15 protein-coding genes are annotated in these 17,950 nt (G+C 59.8%); 8 read left to right on the top strand and 7 right to left on the bottom strand.

Annotated features, from left to right (window positions below; genetic code table 11):
* Positions 1-174 precede the first annotated feature (174 nt).
* Both rhaI and ACN0X0_RS18685 read right to left on the bottom strand, forming a co-directional pair.
* The gene (gene rhaI / locus ACN0X0_RS18690) at positions 175-1,449 is read right to left on the bottom strand and encodes an L-rhamnose catabolism isomerase (protein ID WP_417280410.1); all 1,275 of its coding nucleotides are present in this window, start codon (positions 1,447-1,449) and stop codon (positions 175-177) included.
* An 81-nt stretch (positions 1,450-1,530) separates the two neighbouring features.
* Positions 1,531-3,627, bottom strand: a complete 2,097-nt coding sequence (locus ACN0X0_RS18685) for a bifunctional rhamnulose-1-phosphate aldolase/short-chain dehydrogenase (RefSeq protein ID WP_417280409.1) — start codon at positions 3,625-3,627, stop codon at positions 1,531-1,533.
* A 192-nt stretch (positions 3,628-3,819) separates the two neighbouring features.
* Between ACN0X0_RS18685 and ACN0X0_RS18680 the strand changes: the two genes are divergently transcribed.
* The 8 genes from ACN0X0_RS18680 (at position 3,820) to ACN0X0_RS18645 (ending at position 12,095) form a co-directional block, all read left to right on the top strand.
* On the top strand, positions 3,820-4,620 hold the full coding sequence (locus ACN0X0_RS18680) for a DeoR/GlpR family DNA-binding transcription regulator (protein ID WP_417280408.1): 801 nt from the start codon (positions 3,820-3,822) through the stop codon (positions 4,618-4,620).
* 49 nt (positions 4,621-4,669) lie between these two features.
* Entirely contained in the window at positions 4,670-5,662 is a 993-nt protein-coding gene (gene rhaS, locus ACN0X0_RS18675) for a rhamnose ABC transporter substrate-binding protein (protein ID WP_226553749.1), read from the top strand.
* A 105-nt stretch (positions 5,663-5,767) separates the two neighbouring features.
* Positions 5,768-7,294 carry a sugar ABC transporter ATP-binding protein gene (locus ACN0X0_RS18670; protein WP_417280407.1) on the top strand — a complete coding sequence of 509 codons (1,527 nt, stop codon included), beginning with the start codon at positions 5,768-5,770 and terminating at the stop codon, positions 7,292-7,294.
* Positions 7,291-8,268 (top strand): ABC transporter permease, encoded by a 978-nt coding sequence (locus ACN0X0_RS18665; protein ID WP_417280406.1) that lies wholly within the window; start codon positions 7,291-7,293, stop codon positions 8,266-8,268. The genes ACN0X0_RS18670 and ACN0X0_RS18665 overlap by 4 nt, the downstream gene beginning before the upstream one ends.
* The gene (locus ACN0X0_RS18660; RefSeq protein ID WP_417280405.1) at positions 8,265-9,269 is read left to right on the top strand and encodes an ABC transporter permease; all 1,005 of its coding nucleotides are present in this window, start codon (positions 8,265-8,267) and stop codon (positions 9,267-9,269) included. The genes ACN0X0_RS18665 and ACN0X0_RS18660 overlap by 4 nt, the downstream gene beginning before the upstream one ends.
* Positions 9,269-9,583 carry an L-rhamnose mutarotase gene (locus ACN0X0_RS18655; protein ID WP_417280404.1) on the top strand — a complete coding sequence of 105 codons (315 nt, stop codon included), beginning with the start codon at positions 9,269-9,271 and terminating at the stop codon, positions 9,581-9,583. The genes ACN0X0_RS18660 and ACN0X0_RS18655 overlap by 1 nt, the downstream gene beginning before the upstream one ends.
* Entirely contained in the window at positions 9,580-10,959 is a 1,380-nt protein-coding gene (locus ACN0X0_RS18650; RefSeq protein ID WP_417280403.1) for an FGGY-family carbohydrate kinase, read from the top strand. The genes ACN0X0_RS18655 and ACN0X0_RS18650 overlap by 4 nt, the downstream gene beginning before the upstream one ends.
* On the top strand, positions 10,950-12,095 hold the full coding sequence (locus ACN0X0_RS18645; RefSeq protein ID WP_417280402.1) for an alpha-hydroxy acid oxidase: 1,146 nt from the start codon (positions 10,950-10,952) through the stop codon (positions 12,093-12,095). Before ACN0X0_RS18650 ends, ACN0X0_RS18645 begins: the two co-directional genes overlap by 10 nt.
* Before the next feature lie 113 nt (positions 12,096-12,208).
* Here the strand turns inward: ACN0X0_RS18645 and ACN0X0_RS18640 are convergent, their stop codons facing one another.
* The 5 genes from ACN0X0_RS18640 to ACN0X0_RS18620 all read right to left on the bottom strand — a co-directional run.
* Positions 12,209-13,036: a carbohydrate ABC transporter permease gene (locus ACN0X0_RS18640; protein WP_417280401.1), complete on the bottom strand. Its 828-nt coding sequence runs from the start codon at positions 13,034-13,036 to the stop codon at positions 12,209-12,211.
* A complete protein-coding gene (locus ACN0X0_RS18635; RefSeq protein ID WP_226553716.1) occupies positions 13,033-13,917 on the bottom strand; it encodes a carbohydrate ABC transporter permease in 885 nt (294 codons plus the stop codon). Before ACN0X0_RS18635 ends, ACN0X0_RS18640 begins: the two co-directional genes overlap by 4 nt.
* Before the next feature lie 75 nt (positions 13,918-13,992).
* Positions 13,993-15,267 (bottom strand): extracellular solute-binding protein, encoded by a 1,275-nt coding sequence (locus ACN0X0_RS18630; protein WP_417280400.1) that lies wholly within the window; start codon positions 15,265-15,267, stop codon positions 13,993-13,995.
* An 89-nt stretch (positions 15,268-15,356) separates the two neighbouring features.
* Entirely contained in the window at positions 15,357-16,442 is a 1,086-nt protein-coding gene (locus tag ACN0X0_RS18625; protein ID WP_417280399.1) for an ABC transporter ATP-binding protein, read from the bottom strand.
* 66 nt (positions 16,443-16,508) lie between these two features.
* Positions 16,509-17,950, bottom strand: a 1,442-nt coding sequence (locus tag ACN0X0_RS18620) for an alpha-N-arabinofuranosidase (RefSeq protein ID WP_417280398.1), incomplete at its 5' end; no start/stop codon positions are given.

The following is a 17,950-nucleotide window of genomic DNA, read 5'->3' as shown; positions in this document are numbered from 1 at the left end:
GCAGTGGCCACGGACCGTCGGCGGCGGTGGCGTTTAGGCGATCACGCTAAGAGATGACGTTGGCTCAACACGCTCTCAACACGAATGGGCACGTCTCTAACGTCAAAGTAAGAGGCCTCTCGCATTCGAAAATGGAGAGGCCCCTCATCGCGAACGATCCAAGCTTAAAGCCGGTCAGACGATCCCGCCGCCAGCGCCCGACACTTTCGGACGCTCCGACGCCACCTTTGTGCGGTATCCTGAGGCGCGGTAGGTCACAACCGGATCAATGGCCGCCCCTTTTTCCAATCGCGCCATTTGCAGGATCGGATCGACATCCGTGCGGAACCCGGCACGCAGTGTAGCGGAGGCCATAAGCGCGTCGTTTGCGTCCTGATACCCGGCAAGTGCCGCACGATCGACGAGGCTCGCCTGAACATAGGCGCGCTGGATTTCAACGGCGGAGATCATCAGGCTTTCAATCGGATCGGTCACATTGTGGCTCTGGTCGATCATATGCGACAGGTCGAGGTCCGGCGTGCCCTCGGCATCCACCAACTCATTCCAGACGAGGAACAGGCGATAGGGCTCAATCGTGCCGCTGTCGAGATCGTCGTCGCCGTATTTCGAGTCGTTGAAGTGGAAGCCACCGAGTTTGCCCGCGTGAATGAGCCGCGAGATGATCATCTCGATGTTCACATTCGGCGCATGGTGACCGAGATCCACGAGACATTTCGCCTTCTCGCCCAATTCCTGCGCGGTCAAAAGCGAGGTGCCCCAATCCTGAACCACGGTGGAATAGAAGGCGGGTTCATAGATCTTGTGTTCGGAGAAAATCGACCAATCCTCCGGCAGACCTTTGTAGATGTCCTTCATCGACGACAGGTAGCGTTCGAACTGGCGGCCCATGTGGGTCTGGCCCGGAAAATTCGCCCCGTCGCCAATCCAGACGGTGAGCGCCTTCGACCCGATGCTCTCTCCGATCTCGATGCATTCGAGGTTGTGCTCGACGGCCTGCGCGCGGGTCGCGGCGTCAACGTGCGAGAGCGAGCCGAATTTATAGGACTGCGCCTGATCCGGTTGATCTTGGAACGTGTTGGAGTTCATCGCGTCAAAGCGCAGCCCATGTTCCTCGGCCTTCGCCAAGAGATCAGAAGGCGCGGCCTTGTCCCATGGAATATGCAGCGACACGGACTCTGCGGCGCCGGTCAATTTATGGATCACGCCACAATCGTCGAGCTTGTCGAAAATGTCGCGCGGCTCACCCTCGCCGGGGAAACGCGCAAAACGTGTCCCGCCAGTGCCCGTGCCCCAAGACGGCACCGCCACGGAAAACCCTTTGGCGCGCTCTTTGATGGCGTCGATATCGACACCATTGCGCGACAGTTTTTCGCCCAGGGCGTCGTAATCTTTTTGCAGGTCAGCGTCGCGTGCGGCGTTCTGAGCCTCGATGATATTGGTGTCGATCATGATTTCCTCCCGTGAAAACTGCGCGCCCTGCCCCGTTTCGAGCGGGGCGCGCAGCTTGGTCTGTGCGGTGACGTCTTGGTCTTAGCGGGTAAAGGCCTGCACGTTGCCGGCATCTACGTTGACGATGTTGCCGGTCGATTTTGCGGATTGTTCCGACGCAAAGAAATAGGCCGCTTCGGCGATGTCCTCAGGCAGGACGGAACGTTTCAGCATGGAGCGCTGGCGATACATTTCCTCCAGCCCCTCTTTGTCGGTGCCATAGGTGCCCGCGCGCTGTTCCAGCCATTCGCCTTCCCAAATCTTCGATCCGCGCAGAACCGCATCGGGGTTCACGACGTTCACACGAATGCCCGCCTCAGCCCCTTCGAGCGCCAGACAGCGCGCGAGGTGGATTTCGGAAGCTTTCGCGGTGCAATAGGCCGACGCGTTCGGGCTGGCCGCGAGGCCGTTTTTCGACGCCACGAACACGATAGAGCCACCGAGGCCCTGCGTGCGCATCACTTTGAACGCTTCGCGGGACACGAGGAAGTACCCCGTGGACAGGATGTCCATGTTCTTGTTCCAGAGCGCGAGCGTGGTCTCTTCGACCGGCGCGGAAGAGGCGATGCCTGCGTTGGAGACGAGGATGTCGACCCCGCCGAATTCGACAGAGGTATATGCATAGGCGCTTGCGACAGCGTCTTCGTCGGTCACGTTCATCACCACAGAGCGGACAACATCCGCGCCGTATTGCTTGGCGAATCCGGTGCGCACCTCATCAAGCGCGGTCTCGTTGATGTCTGCGAGCATGACGCAGGCGCCTTCTTGCAGATACCGCGCCGCCGTTGCAGCCCCGATCCCGCCAGCACCGCCGGTGACAAGCGCCACACGACCGGCCAGAGATTTCGGTTTCGGCATCCGTTGCAGTTTGGCCTCTTCGAGGAGCCAATATTCAATGTCGAAGGCTTCCTGTTCCGGCAGGCCGCAATATTCGGACACCGCAGCAGAGCCACGCATCACATTGATGGCGTTGACGTAGAACTCGCCGGAAATCCGTGCGGTGGCGCGGTCCTTGGCAAAGGTGATCATGCCAACGCCAGGAACGAGATACACAACCGCATTCGGGTCGCGCAGCGCGGGCGAATTGTCATGTTTGCAGCGCTCGTAATAGGCGGCGTAATCTTCACGATAGGCCGCGATCTGCGCATCCAGACCGGCGAGCACCTCGTCGATGTTGTTTTTCGCAGGGTCGAAATCCAGCACGAGCGGGCGAATCTTGGTGCGCAGGAAGTGATCCGGGCAGGACGTCCCGAGTGCCGCCAGATCGCGCATATCTTTCGCGTTGACGAATTCGAGCACGGTGTCGGAGTCGTCGAAATTGCCAACCATGTGCTGCGCGCCGGAGACAAAGCCACGGATCGCAGGCATCAGTTTCGCGGCCACGTCGCGACGGGCCGCAGACGCAAGGCTCTCATGCACAGCACCGCCAAAGGCCGGAACGTCCGCAGTCTTTTCTTCGAAATAAGCGATGGCTTTGTTGATGATCTCAAGCGTCAGCTCATAGCAGGTCTTCGCATCGTCATCCCAAGTGAAAAGCCCGTGGGATTCGAGAACGACGCCCTTTGCGTCGGGGTTCTCAAGACAGAATTTTTCAAGCCACAGGCCCAGCTCATAGCCCGGCTTTTTCCACGGAAGCCAACCGATGTCGTCGCCAAAGATCTCTTGGGTCAGCGCCTTGGAGTCTTTCGAGGCCGCAATCGCGATGATCGCATCCGGATGCATGTGATCAACGTGCTTGCGCGGCACGTAGGCGTGAAGCGGCGTGTCGATGGAGGCCGCGCGCGGGTTTAGATTGAAGGTGCAATGCGGCAGATAGCCGACCATTTCATCCTCGAACGCAAGGCCGCGATATTTGCCTTTCAGCGCACGGAGTTTGTCCATGTAAAGGGTCGCGAACCCGTCCATTTTGATCGAACCCACGTCCCCGCCGGAGCCTTTGACCCAGAGAACCTCGGCCTTTTCGCCCGTCAGAGGATCATCCTCCATCACTTTCGCCGACGTGTTGCCGCCACCGTAGTTGGTCACGCGCTTGTCGGAGCCCAAAAGGTTCGAACGATAAAGTAGTTTTTCAGGCTCGCTCATATCTTTCGCTTTGGCATCATCCCAAAGCGAAGCGAGCCGCGTGGACGCGGATGTCATGGTGATCTCCTCCCGATCATCAGGTAGTGGATGGTCTTGTATTGAGCCAAATCTGCGTGGACTGCGTCAGATTGTCAATCATAAATAATCAAAATCAATCATTATGCAGGTGCAGAATGATTGATTTGACATTTTATGATTGACAATGATCGTTTTGAGAGCCACGTTTTAGCAACGGGAGGAGCTTCATCAATGCACGAGAGAGAACGCCACGGAATCATTCTGTCTGCTGTTCAGGACCGCCCGGTCGTGACCGTCGTTGAACTGTGCGGCCTGACAGATGCGTCTGAGGCTACTATTCGTAGAGATATTGCGGCCTTGCATGTCGCAAAGAAACTGCGCCGCGTGCGGGGCGGGGCCGAAGCGCTCGCGCCCAATCCCTTCCCCGGGCTTGCGGGTCGTCCTTTTGCTGTGAATGAAACGCGCAACATCAAGCAAAAGCAAGCAATCGCGCGCGCCGCCGTCGACATGGTCGAAGACGGGGAACCGATCATCATCAACGGCGGCACGACCACATTCCAGATGGTGCACCCGCTGGCCACGCGCCGCTGTCAGGTGTTCACCAACTCGTTTCCGATTGCCGAACATCTTTTGAAGACCTCGAAAAACTCGGTGCTGATTTCCGGCGGCGTGATCTACCGCGAGCAAAACATCGTGCTGTCGCCTTTCGACAATGACGTGACGCGCAACTTCTACGCGCGCCGCATGTTCATGGGGGCGCAAGGCGTCGCGCCCTTGGGCGTGATGGAAGCCGACCCGCTGCTCATCCAGGCCGAACAGAAACTGATCGGTCAGGCCGATGAGCTTGTGCTTCTGGTCGATTCCACGAAATTCAAAAACCGGTCGAGCCTTGTGCTCTGTCCGCTTGATCGCATCGACGTGCTGATTACGGACGAGGGCATTGGCGACCGGGAGGCGGCCATGATTGAGGCCGCCGACATCAAACTCATCGTCGCGCCATCCAGCGCAGCGCAGGAGGACGTCGCATCCTGACATTGCTCGGGGCGCAAAATTCAACCAGGAGACTTAGGGAGGACTCCACATGAAAAAACTATCGAAACTGCTGACCACCGCCGCCATCGCGACGGGCCTGTTCGCAGGAGCTGCGTCTGCCGAGGACATGCGCATCGCTCTGGTCGTGAAGGCTCTGGGGATCGGTTTCTTCGAAGCAGCCGCAAAAGGCGCCGAAGAGGCCGCATCCGAACTGGGTGGCGTGGAAATCATCTACACCGGCCCGACCGACACCACCGCCGAGGGCCAGATCGAAGTGATCAACTCGCTCATCGCGCAGAATGTCGATGCCATCGCCGTGTCCGCCAACGACACTGACGCGCTCGTGCCGACCCTGAAAAAAGCGATGCAGCGCGGCATCACGGTGATCTCTTGGGACTCCGGCGTGGCCGAAGACGGTCGCCAGATGCACCTTAACCCCTCGTCCAACCCGTTGATCGGCAACATGATCATCAAACTGGCCGCCGATGAATTGCCTGAGGGCGGCGAAGTGGCCGTCTTGTCCGCCACCACCACCTCCACGAACCAGAACATCTGGATCGACGAGATGAACAAGGTGATGGGCAACTACCCGGGCGTCGAAGTCGTCGCGACCGTCTACGGCGATGACCTTGCCGACAAATCCTATCGTGAAGCCACCGGCCTCATGCAGTCCTACCCGGACCTCGACGCCATCATCGCGCCGACGTCTGTGGGCATCGTGGCCGCCGCTCAGGCCGTGGTGGACGCTGGCAAAGTGGGTCAGGTCAATGTGACCGGTCTCGGCCTTCCGTCCGAAATGGCCGGTGCAATCGAAAGCGGCGCGTCCAAATCCTTTGCGATCTGGAACCCGATCGATCTCGGCTATTCCGCGACGATGATCGCCTATCACCTGTCCAAAGGCGACGCCGTGGCGGAGCCGGGCGCCAGCATCCCGATGGGCCGCATGGGCGAAGTGACGCTTGATGAGACGAACTCCGGCGCAATGGCCGATCCGTTCGTTTACGACGCGTCCAATATCGCAGACTTCAAAGACATCTTCTAACTCCCGAAGACGGTCTTTGCGGGCGGCGCTCTCCACATCCAGACACTGGGCCAAGGCGCCGCCCAACTCCACTTTTTCGACAGACATATAGCCAATGGGGTAGCCATGGGCCACGCACAAACACATGCCGCGCCGGTGCTCGCGCTCGACGGCATCACCAAGACATTCCCGGGCGTCAAAGCGCTCGATGGCGTCACGCTCGAGCTTTTTGCCGGACAGGTGACAGCGCTGATCGGAGAAAACGGCGCGGGCAAATCGACCGTGGTGAAAACGCTCACGGGGATTTACCAGCCGGACGGCGGGCGCATTCTCGTGGACGGAGAAGAGGTGCGGTTTCCGACCGCGCAGGACGCCTCTGCTGCGGGTGTGACAGCGATCCATCAGGAAACCGTGCTGTTCGACGAATTGTCTGTCGCCGAAAACATCTTTCTCGGCCATGCGCCCAAAGGGCGTTTTGGCCTCATTGACCGCGCCGCCATGCACCGAAAAGCCCAGAGCATTCTCGACGGGATCGGGGCGGAAATTGACGCAGGTGTGCGCCTAAAAGATCTCGGCATCGCGTCCCGTCACCTCGTCGCCATTGCGCGCGCCCTCTCTGTCGAGGCCCGCGTTGTGATCATGGACGAACCGACCGCCGCGCTGAGCCGCAAAGAGATCGAAGAGCTTTACGAGCTTGTGGATGCACTCAAGGCGCAGGGCAAAGCGATCCTGTTTATCTCTCACAAGTTCGACGAAATCTTCCGCATCGCCGACCGCTACACCGTCTTTCGTGACGGGCAGTATATCGGCGCGGGCGACATGGCGGACATCACCGAAGCCGAGTTGGTGAAAATGATGGTCGGGCGTTCGGTCGACCAGATTTTCCCGAAACGCGCCGCTCAGATCGGCGAAGATGTGTTGATCGTTGCTGGCTACAGCCACCCCACCGAATTCGAAGACATCCACTTCACCCTGCGCCGTGGTGAAATCCTCGGGTTCTACGGGCTTGTGGGCGCAGGCCGTTCGGAATTCATGCAAAGCCTGATCGGTGTGACACGGCCCTCGAAAGGCGCGATCCGGCTGAACGACAAAGTGCGGGTCATCCGCTCGCCCGCCGACGCCATCGCCGCCGGGATCGTCTATGTCCCCGAAGATCGCGGCAAACAGGGCGCGATCCTCGACATGCCGATTTTCCAGAATGTCACCCTGCCCTCGCTGCCGCGCCTGTCCAAAAACGGCTTCACCCAGATGGCTGAGGAATTCGCGCTTGCCCGCCAATACACGGAACGGCTCGATCTGCGTGCGGCCTCGCTCGACACCACGGTGGGGAGCCTGTCCGGCGGCAACCAGCAAAAGGTGGTCATCGCCAAATGGCTCGCCACGCAGCCGACCGTCATCATTCTCGATGAACCGACCAAAGGCATCGACATCGGGTCCAAGGCCGCTGTGCACGACTTTATGTCGGAACTCGCCTCCGAAGGTCTCTCCGTCATCATGGTCAGCTCTGAAATCCCGGAAATCCTCGGCATGTCCGACCGCGTGATCGTCATGCGCGAAGGCCGGATGGTGGCCGAGTTGGAAGGCGACGAGCTGACCCCCGAAACCCTCGTCCGCCACGCGGCGGGTATCTCATCGAAAGGAGAAGCAGCATGACCCTGCTGAAATCCCGCGAGGCGATCCTTGTTGGCGCCATCCTGCTTCTTCTGGCTCTGGTCGCGAGCCGTTTCCCGGGGTTTGTGACCCCTTCGAACCTCATCGCCGTATTCACCGACACCGCGCCGCTGATCATCCTCGCGCTGGGGCAGATGGTCGTCATCCTGACCCGCTCCATCGACCTGTCGGTCGCCGCGAACCTCGCGTTGACGGGGATGGTTTGTGCTCTGATCAACGTCGCGATTCCGGGCGTTCCGGTGCCGGTTCTGGTCGCCTTGGCGCTCGGGCTTGGTGCGCTGATGGGCGCGATCAATGGCTTTCTGGTCTGGAAACTGACGATCCCGCCCATCGTGGTGACGCTTGGCACGATGACGATTTTCCGCGGCATCATCTTTCTTTTGACCAACGGCAGCTGGGTGAACTCCCACCAGATGAGTACCGCCTTCAAAGCCTTCCCGCGCGAGAACATCCTCGGCCTGCCGGTCCTCGGCTGGATCGCGGTTCTCGTCACGCTGATCCTTGGCCTTGTCATGAGCCGGACCACATTGGGACGTGCCTTTTTCGCGGTCGGCGGCAATCCCCATGCGGCCGTCTACACCGGCATCAATGTCGGTCGGACCCAGTTTCTGGCCTTCGTGATTTCCGGCATGTTGGCCGGCCTCACCGGCTACCTCTGGGTCGCACGTTACGCCGTGGCCTATGTCGACATTGCGGGCGGGTTCGAGCTTGATGTCGTCGCGGCCTGTGTGATCGGCGGCATCTCCATCGCGGGGGGCATCGCCACCGTCGCGGGCGCCGTCTTGGGCGCGCTGTTCTTGGGCATCATCAAGAACGCCCTGCCGGTGATTGACGTCTCCCCCTTCTGGCAACTCGCCATCTCCGGGGCTGCGATCATCATCGCCGTGACCTTCAACTCCCGCGCTGGCCGCTCGAAAGGCCGTGTCATTCTCAAATCCGCGGAGCATGCCCAATGAGCCTTGCAGAGACACAAAAGACCGCCGCCCGTCACATTCCCGACCGGCTGACGACGCCGCTCGCGCGGACGCTCAAAAGCTGGGAAAGCCTGCTGTTGTTGGTGGCCATCGGGATTTTCATCCTCAACAGCTTTGCCTCGCCTTACTTTCTGAATGCGTGGAACCTGTCGGATGCGACGTTCAACTTTACGGAAAAGGCGATGATCGCCTTTGCGATGGCACTGCTGATCATTTCAGGTGAGATCGACCTCTCCGTCGCCTCCATCATCGCGCTCGCCTCCACAGCGATGGGTCTCGTGATGCAGGCGGGGTTTGGCACCCCTGCGATTGTCGCCACGGGCCTCGTGACCGGCTTGCTTTGCGGCGCCTTCAACGGTGTGCTTGTCACCCGCCTTGGCCTCCCGTCCATCGTTGTGACCATCGGCACCATGAGCCTGTTTCGCGGCATCAGCTATATCGTCCTCGGCGACGGCGCGTTTCGTGGTTACCCCTCTGAGTTCGCGTGGTTCGGCCAGGGGTACGTGTTCTGGGTGATCACGGTTGAGCTGACGATCTTTGCAATCCTCGCGGTGATCTACGGCATCGTGCTGCACAAAACCAATTTCGGCCGCGCGGTCTACGCCATCGGAAACAATGCCACCGCCGCGACCTTTTCCGGCATCCGTGTGGAGCGGGTGAAGTTCATCCTCTTCCTGCTCACGGGTCTGATGTCGGGGCTGGCCTCCGTCTGCCTCACCTCGCGGCTCGGCTCAACACGCCCCTCCATCGCCTCTGGCATGGAATTGGAAGTCGTGACCATGGTGGTGCTTGGCGGTGTCAGCATCCTCGGCGGGTCCGGCTCGATCCCCGGTGTAGTGATCGCGGCCTTTGTGATGGGCCTCGTGACCTTCGGGCTTGGCCTTTTGAACGTGCCGGGGATCGTGATGTCCATTGTGGTCGGCGCGCTGCTGATCGGGGTGATCGCCCTGCCGCGCATCTACCATAGCTTGCGGAGGACATAATGGAAAAATACGCTTTCCGCATGGTCCTCAATGAGGGGTGTCTTGACGAGTATCGCAAACGCCATGACGAAATCTGGCCGGAGCTGGTCACCCTGCTCAAAGACGCGGGTGTCGAGGATTACTCCATCCACTACGACCCCGAGACCCGTCACCTGTTTGGTGTCCTCTGGCGGCGCGACGATCACGGCATGGCGGCCCTGCCCGACCATCCGGTGATGAAACGCTGGTGGGCACATATGGCGGACATCATGGAGACCCATTCGGACAATCGCCCGAAAGAGCAACCGCTTGAAACCGTGTTTCACCTGCCATGACCACGCCGCGTCATATCGCCGTTCTCGATGTTGGGAAAACCAACGCCAAGCTCGCCTTGGTCGATGCCGACAGCCTGACGGAAATCGCCGTCGTCACCCGTCCGAACACCGTTCTGACGGGACCGCCCTGGCCGCATTTCGACCTTGAAGGGCATTGGGCGTTCTTTCTCGACCACCTCGCGGCATTCCATGAAAGCCACGGGATCGACGCCATTTCCGTCACCACACATGGCGCCTCGGCAGTTTTACTTGATGCGAAGGGCGAACTGGCCGCCCCAATGCTCGACTACGAACACGACGGGCCGGATAGCCTCACCTCTGAATATGACGCCATCCGCCCGCCGTTTTCCGAGACCGGGTCTCCGCGCCTCGGCATGGGCCTGAACGTCGGCGCGCAGCTTTACTGGCAATTCGAAACCGATCCGGGTCTGCGCGACCGCGTCGCCCATGTGCTCACCTATCCGCAATATTGGGGCTATCGCCTCACGGGCAAAATGGCGACGGATGTGACCTCTCTCGGCTGTCACACCGATCTGTGGAACCCGTGGGAGGAACGGTTTTCGTCGCTTGTCGCCCGTCTCGGCCTCACCGATAAACTCGCCCCCGCGCATCCCTCCGCAGACGTCTTGGGCATGGTGTCCGACGACATCGCCGCCCGCACCGGCCTGTCGCCGGGCACGCCAGTCGTCTGTGGCATCCACGATTCAAACGCCTCTCTCCTGCCCCATGTGCTCGGGCGCAAGGGCGCGTTTTCTGTTGTCTCAACGGGCACTTGGGTCATCGTCATGTCGATGGGCGGGCAGTCAACCGCACTCGATCCCGACCGCGATACGCTCGTCAACGTCAACGCGCTCGGTCAGGCCGTGCCCTCCGCGCGGTTCATGGGCGGGCGGGAATACGAACTCATCCGCGCGGGCGGCGAGACAGAGGTCACAGACACCGACCGCGCAACTGTACTCGCGGATCACATCATGCTCCTCCCTGCCGTCGAGCCGGGCTCTGGCCCGTTCCGAGGGCGTGAGGCAAGTTGGACCGTTAAGCCAGCGGAACAGGGCGCGCGCATGGCCGCGCTCGGGTTCTACCTCGCCCTGATGACAAAAACCTGCCTCGATCTCGTTGGCGCGGATGGCCCGGTGATCATCGAGGGCCCCTTTGCCCGCAACCGCGCGTATCTCGACATGCTCGCCACGCTGCACACAGGCGGGGTTGAGATTGCGGCCTCCGCAACCGGCACTTCCGTCGGCGCCGCCATGTTGTTCGCCGAGAACGCCGCCCCGCCACACACCCATAAGGTCACACCATCGCAGAGTGATGCACTCACAGAGTACGCCGCCGCGTGGCAGGCCCAAATTGAGAAGGAAAAGACATGCGCCTGACCGAGTGTCACAACTTCCACGATTTCCGCCGCTTGGCCGAGCGCCGCCTGCCGGGGCCGATCTTCAACTATATCGACGGTGGCGCGGATGACGAAGTGACGCTCCGCCGCAACACCGAAGCCTTCGAACAGGTCGATCTCGTGCCCAACGTGCTGCGCGGCGTGACCGATGTGGATCTGTCGACGGAGATCATGGGCCAAAAGCTCGCCCTGCCGGTCTACCTGTCCCCCACCGCGCTTCAGCGCCTGTTCCATCATGAGGGCGAACGCGCCACTGCCGCCGCCGCCGCGAAGTTCGGCACGATGTTCGGGGTCTCTTCTCTGGGCACCGTTTCCATGGCGGAGCTCGCCGCGAAACACAACACGCCGCAGGTCTATCAGTTCTATTTCCATAAGGATCGCGGTCTCAATTCCGCGATGATGCAAAAGGCGAAAGAGAGCGGCATCAACGTCATGATGCTCACCGTCGACAGCATCACCGGCGGCAACCGCGAACGCGATCTGCGCACCGGCTTTTCGATCCCTTTCCGCCTGACACTCGCGGGTTTGATCCAATTCGCGATCAAGCCGATGTGGGGGATCAACTATGTCACCCATGAGAAATTCAGCCTGCCGCAGCTCGACGCCCATATCGACATGAAGGGCGATACGATCACCATCGGGCGCTATTTCACCGAGATGCTCGATCCGTCGATGAACTGGGACGATGTGGAGCGCATGGTCGCCGAGTGGGGCGGGCCGTTCTGTCTCAAAGGCGTGATGAGCATCGAGGACGCGAAGAAAGCCGTCGAGATCGGGTGTCGGGGGATCGTTTTGTCAAACCACGGCGGGCGGCAGCTGGACGGCTCGCGCTCCGGCTTTGATCAGCTCGACGAGATCGTGCAGGCCGTCGGGGACAAGATCGACGTGATGGTCGATGGCGGGTTTCAACGCGGCACCCATGTGCTCAAGGCGCTCGCGCTCGGGGCAAAAGCCGTGGGCCTTGGCCGCGCCTATCTCTATGCACTCGCGGCAGCGGGTCAGCCGGGAATTGAGCGGATGCTCACCCAATTGACCGCCGAGATCACCCGCGACATGCGCCTCATGGGCGTGACGCGGGTGTCTGATCTCAAACCCGATATGCTGCGCCTCCGCTAACGCGTTTTTCGTTTAATCTGAATCAGATTGAGCGAAAACGTTGCCACACTGAATTGATAATGCAGCGTTTCCTGTCGCATCGCCCGATGGAATTTCCCGAACTGCGCCAGCAATCACCCTTTGACACCCGCGGAGATCATCACCGCTTCGGTCACGCGTTTCTGGAAGATCATGTAGCCGATGATCACAGGCGCGGCGGCCAGAAGCGCAAGGGCCATCATACGCGCATAGGCGACACCAAAGCTATCGTTGACCTGCGTGATGCCGACGGGGATCGTCATCATACCTTCGCTCGTGGCAATGAGGAACGGCCAGAAAAAGTTATTCCATGCGGAGATAAAGGTGATGATTGCCAAAGCCGCTGTGATGCCCCAGTTGAGCGGGAGGTAGAGTTTGAACAACAGCGTAAACTCGCCGCCACCATCGAGCAAAACCGCCTCCCGCATCTCTTTCGGGATCGCATCGAAGAACTGTTTATAGACGATCACCACCACGGGCACGATCAGCTGCGGCAAGATGATCCCCCACCATGTATTCACCAGCCCCAGATCATTCATCAGAACAAACTGCGCCACGTAAAGCGCAGGCACAGGAACCATGAAACTAGCCACCACCAAAAGGTAAAGCGCGCGTCGCCCCGGGAATTCCAGCTGCGAAAGCGCATAGGCGCACATCATGCCGGTCACCAAAACGATCACCGTCGTGATAAGCGAGGTGCCCACCGAATTGAGATACCAGATCGGCAATTTCGAATTGGAGAGCACCGAGATATAGGCGGAGAAATTCAGTTCATCGATCAAAAGCCCCGCCCCCTCGGACACGATCCGGTTCTCGCTGCGCAGAGACGTGGTCAGCGCCCAGTAGAGCGGAAAAATCCAGATCAGCGCCGCGATGAGAACGATGGCGGTAAAGGCGATGTTGCGGGCACGTTTGGCGGTCATTTGCGGCCTCGGATACGCAGAAGTTGAAATTGCAGGATCGAGACGATCACGATCACGAGGAAAAGCACCATGGCGATGGCGGAGGCATAGCCGCCGTTGTTCAGTTGGAACGCCTCCCGATACATCTGCATCAGCACGACATAGGACTGGTTGAACGGCCCACCGTTGGACAAAAGATAGACCTGATCGAAGAGCTTGAGCTGCAAGATCAGCTGAAGCGTCAACACGAGAGACACCACAGGCCAGAGAAGCGGCCAGGTCACGCGCCAAAACCGCTGCCACGGGGTGGCGCCGTCCAAAGACGCGGCCTCGTAAAGATCGGCAGGAATGTTGCGAAGTCCGGCGATCATCAGGAGCACGTTGAACCCATTGGTCCACCAGACTGTTACCACGGCGATCATCGGCATCACCCAGGTCGGGTTCTTGAACACGGGCACGGGTTTGCCGGTGATCGCGGCAATGAGCGGTTGCAGCACGCCGAATTGAAAGTCGAGCATCCATGCCCAGATCATGGTGACAACGGAGACGGGAAGCACATAGGGCAGGAAAAACAACGTCAGCACAAGCGCCTGCACGCGGCCCTTGAGCTTGCTCACAGAGAGCGCGATCAAAAGCGCGATCACGGTTGTCGGGATAACGGTTAACAGCACGAAGTAAAAGTTGTTCCAGAGCGAGGTGTAGAACAGCCGATCACCGAACAGCTTGGTATAATTGGCCAATCCCACCCAGTTACCCTCACCAATCAAAGGCGCATCGGTAAAGCTGAGCGCGACGACTTTATAGGTCGGATAGAGAAAAAAGACCGCAAAGATGAACACGAAGGGCAGCACCAATAGGGCGGCTGCGCGCAACTCGCGATTTCGTCTGTTTGCCTGTGACATCAGGGGCTCCCTTGCGGTCTCTCAGTAGCATCGGGCCGGAAACGGGGTGCCGCACCGGCCCGAAAAGTGGGTGGATCAGTCGATCAAAGATTGCAGTTGAGCCTTCATCTCGGCGGCGGCGTCTTCGGCGCTGAGAAACCCGTGCACCGCAGGCGCAATCAGGTTGTCGACGGCGTCATAGACCGGGGACGCCACACCCGCGATCGAAGAGCGCGGATCAAAAGCCGCATTGTCGGCCAGCGACGCGTAGGTCGCATTCGGCTCAAGCGCAGCATATTCCGCACTGTCCACGGTCGGCTTATAGGCCGGGATGTGACCCGCGTCGGCCCAGGCCAGCGAATGCTCCTGCATCCAGCCGATCACGGTCATCACGGCGCTGCGTTCTTCATCCGTCATGTTGGGGTTCTGCGGGATGGCAAAGGCATGGCTGTCGGCCCAGGTCGCGGGCTGATCCATCATCTGCGGTACTTCGTTCGCAGACCAGTCAAACCCAAGCGAGCCATCCGCTGCGGAATCCTTAAACGTCGGCACTTCCCAGACGCCATTGATATGAATCACCGCCTTTTGCCCGGAGAACAGCGCCACCGAGGCCTCGTAGGCGGCTTGCTCCGGGATCAGCCCCTCAGATCGCCAATCCGCCAGCGTCTGGATTGCGGTCACGGCCTTGTCCATATTGTCGCCCGCAAGCACTTCGCCGTCGGTGATCAGCTCACCGTCCTGTTGGCGCAGCAAAGTGTAGAACATCCGCCAAGTGCCTCCGCCACCCTCGCTCTGAAAGCTGAGCGGGTCGGAAAAACCTTCGCCCTTGGCCCATTGCAAGAGCGTGGTCATGTCCTCGATGGAGGAAATTCCGGTCAGATTGCCGTTTTCGTCAAGCCAGTCGGTGCCCTCGAGCGCGGTCTTGTTGTAAAATGCCACGACCGCATGAATATCAAAAGGAACAGCCATCAATTGGCCGTCATCGGTCGACGCAGCCTCAATGGCCGCAGGAAAGAAATCCTCTTTCGTCAGACCCGCAGTCTCGAGATCCTGCGCCGAGATCGGGGACAGCACGTTTTCCTCAAGCGCGAGCGGAAGGCGCGACAGGTGGTATGTCATGATGTCCGGTCCCTGCCCCACAGCCGTGGCGGTGCGGACCTTGGTGTAGAACGGCAACCCCCACTCAAGCGTCGTACCGCTCACCTGAATGTCGGGATGTTCGGCGTTGAATTCGTCGATCAGCGCCTGCATCCGCACACCGTCGCCGCCCGCGAGAAAGTCCCACCATTCCAGTTTCACCTGCGCGAGAGCAGGCGTGGCAAGCCCAAGGCTAAGCGCCGTGGCCGTCGCAAGTTTCGTCATCAGTTTCATTTTGGTCTCCTCCTCCATTGTGTCCTTTGACCTACCCTTGCCGACCCGTCAGCCACCTCCTCAAGGCACTTTCGGGCCTGCGGACAGCCTTACCGGAGACGGTCTCCGGCCTCGTCGAAAACGAACATGCGCGCGGCATCGGGCATCACGGTCTGGACCGTACCGTGCATCCCGTGGCGCGCGCCTGTTTGTTGAAAGATCACGGGTTCGCCACCTTCGAGCGTGCCGTGTTGATAAGAGACGCCGCCAAGTTCTTCGGCCACGTCCACCGTCACACGCAGCCCCACACCCTCGGTGATCGAAATATGTTCTGGCCGCATCCCAAGTGAGACAGGCGTCCCCACGTTGGGCCGCTCGGTCAGGGCGATATCGAACCGCGCATCGGGCTGGCTCGTGAGTTCGGCCGTAATGCCGCCGGACGTATGCGCCACAACCTTTGCATCGAGAAAGTTCATCGACGGCGAGCCGATGAAGCCTGCGACAAAACGATTGGACGGATCGTCATAAAGATCGAGCGGCGCGCCCGACTGTTGGACATGACCGCCTTGCAACACGAAAATCGTATCCGCGAGCGTCATGGCCTCCACCTGATCGTGGGTGACGTAAATCATCGTCGCGCCAAGTTTCTGGTGCAGCCGCGCGAGTTCGAGCCGCATCTGGACCCGCAATTCCGCATCTAGGTTGGACAGCGGTTCGTCAAAGAGAAACACCTCCGGCGCCCGCACGATGGCGCGACCGATGGCGACGCGCTGACGCTGCCCCCCCGAAAGCTGGGAGGGCTTTTTGTCGAGATGATCGGTGAGTTGCAGAATGGCCGCGGCCTCCTGCACCTTGTCCTTGACCTCCGCCTTGGGCCGTTTGGCAAGGCGCAGGCTGAAGGCCATATTTTCAAAGACAGACAGGTGCGGGTACAGCGCGTAGGATTGGAACACCATCGCGACGCCCCGGTCGGCGGGATCGGCATGGGTCACATCCCGCTCCCCGATGGAAATCGACCCGCCAGACGTGTCCTCAAGCCCCGCAATCATCCGCAGAAGCGTCGACTTGCCACATCCCGAGGGTCCGACAAAGACGGCGAATTCGCCACGCTTCACCTGCATATCGACACCTTTGATGACATCGACCATGCCGAAGCTCTTTTTCACCGCATCCAGATGAACACCGGTCCCCTGCATGTCTGTCCTCCCTGTCTCGCCTGTCATTCTACCTCCGGGCCTCCTCCTGACCGTCTTTCGTCCATGTCACCCGACCGCAAGCCGGATCACACTGTAGGAGAATGCCGGGAGACGTCCGGTCAACTCACCGCCATCGACCGAAAGTTTGTCCCCCTTGCGCGGGATGACCAGATCGGGCTGATCGGCGGTGTTGGCGATGCGTGCTTTCGATGCGTCGCCGCCCATCACCTGATGGTCGATCACCGTCAGATCGCCAAAGCCATGGAGCGCCATGTTCACATCCATCTCCTCTTCGAGATGACGGTTGATCGCAAAGACGGTAATGCTTTTGCCATCAGGGGCCAGAACGGCGGCCACATCGAGGTAGTTGACGTCCTGCGCCACATGGGCGTTGTACTGCGGGCTGTCGACGGCAACATTGAGCGCCGTGCCACGGCCATAAAGGCTCGCGAACTGATAGGGATAGTAGATCGTCGTGGCCCAGGCCGGGCCGCCGGTTTTCGTACGGATCGGCGCGATCACGTTCACCAGCTGCGCGATGCAGGCGATTTTCACGCGATCCGAACGGCGGATGAACTCATTGAGCAGGCCGCCGACAAAGATCGCGTCTTCGAGGTTGTAATCCTCTTCCAAAAGCGCGGGCGCCTCTGGCCAGTCCCAGCTGTGCCAGTTCTTCGAGTCTTCCTCGCGGTTGTGATACCAGACGTTCCATTCGTCGAAACAGATGTAGATGTCGTTCTTGGCGCGTTTCTTTGCCTTAACGTAGTCGATAACCCCGCCGATAGATTGGATATACCGGCCCGTCTCTTCGATCTTCGCAAAATAGTTGAGCGTATCGCGGCTCGAATTGCCGAAATATTTGTGCAGCGAAATGTAATCGACATTCTCATAGCACTCTTCGAGCACCTGACGTTCCCAATCGGGGTAGCTCGGCATCTCATCATTGGAGGAGCCGCAAACCACTGTCTCGATGCCGCCACCAAAGGCTTTGACCGCTTTCGAGGTCTCATCGGCAAGCCGTCCATATTCTTTGGCCTCCATGTGGCCGATTTGCCAGGGGCCGTCCATTTCATTGCCAAGACACCACATCTTGACCCCATAGGGATCGGCAACGCCGTGGGACCGGCGCAGATCGCTCCAGTAGGTGCCTGACGGGTGGTTGCAATATTCGACAAAGTTGCGTGCGTCTTCGATACCGCGCGTGCCAAGATTTACGGCCAGCATCATTTCGATGCCTGCATCCTCGGCCCAGACGGCAAAGTCATTGATGCCCACCTGGTTCGTCTCTTTCGACCTCCAGGCAAGATCGAGCCGCACAGGCCGGTCCTCACGCGGGCCGATGCCGTCCTCCCATTTGTAGGCGGAGACAAAGTTTCCGCCGGGATAGCGGATGGCGGGAATGTTGAGCCCGCGCACCAGTTCGAGCACATCTTGGCGGAACCCGTGCGCATTGGCCGTTGGGTGGTCTGGCTCGTAAATCCCGCCGTAAATCGCGCGGCCCATATGTT

The organism is Celeribacter sp., from assembly GCF_048270365.1.
In the GTDB taxonomy this organism is placed as follows: domain Bacteria; phylum Pseudomonadota; class Alphaproteobacteria; order Rhodobacterales; family Rhodobacteraceae; genus Celeribacter.
Note: the sequence above shows the minus strand (reverse complement) of the source record. Positions and strands in the feature narration are given on the sequence as shown.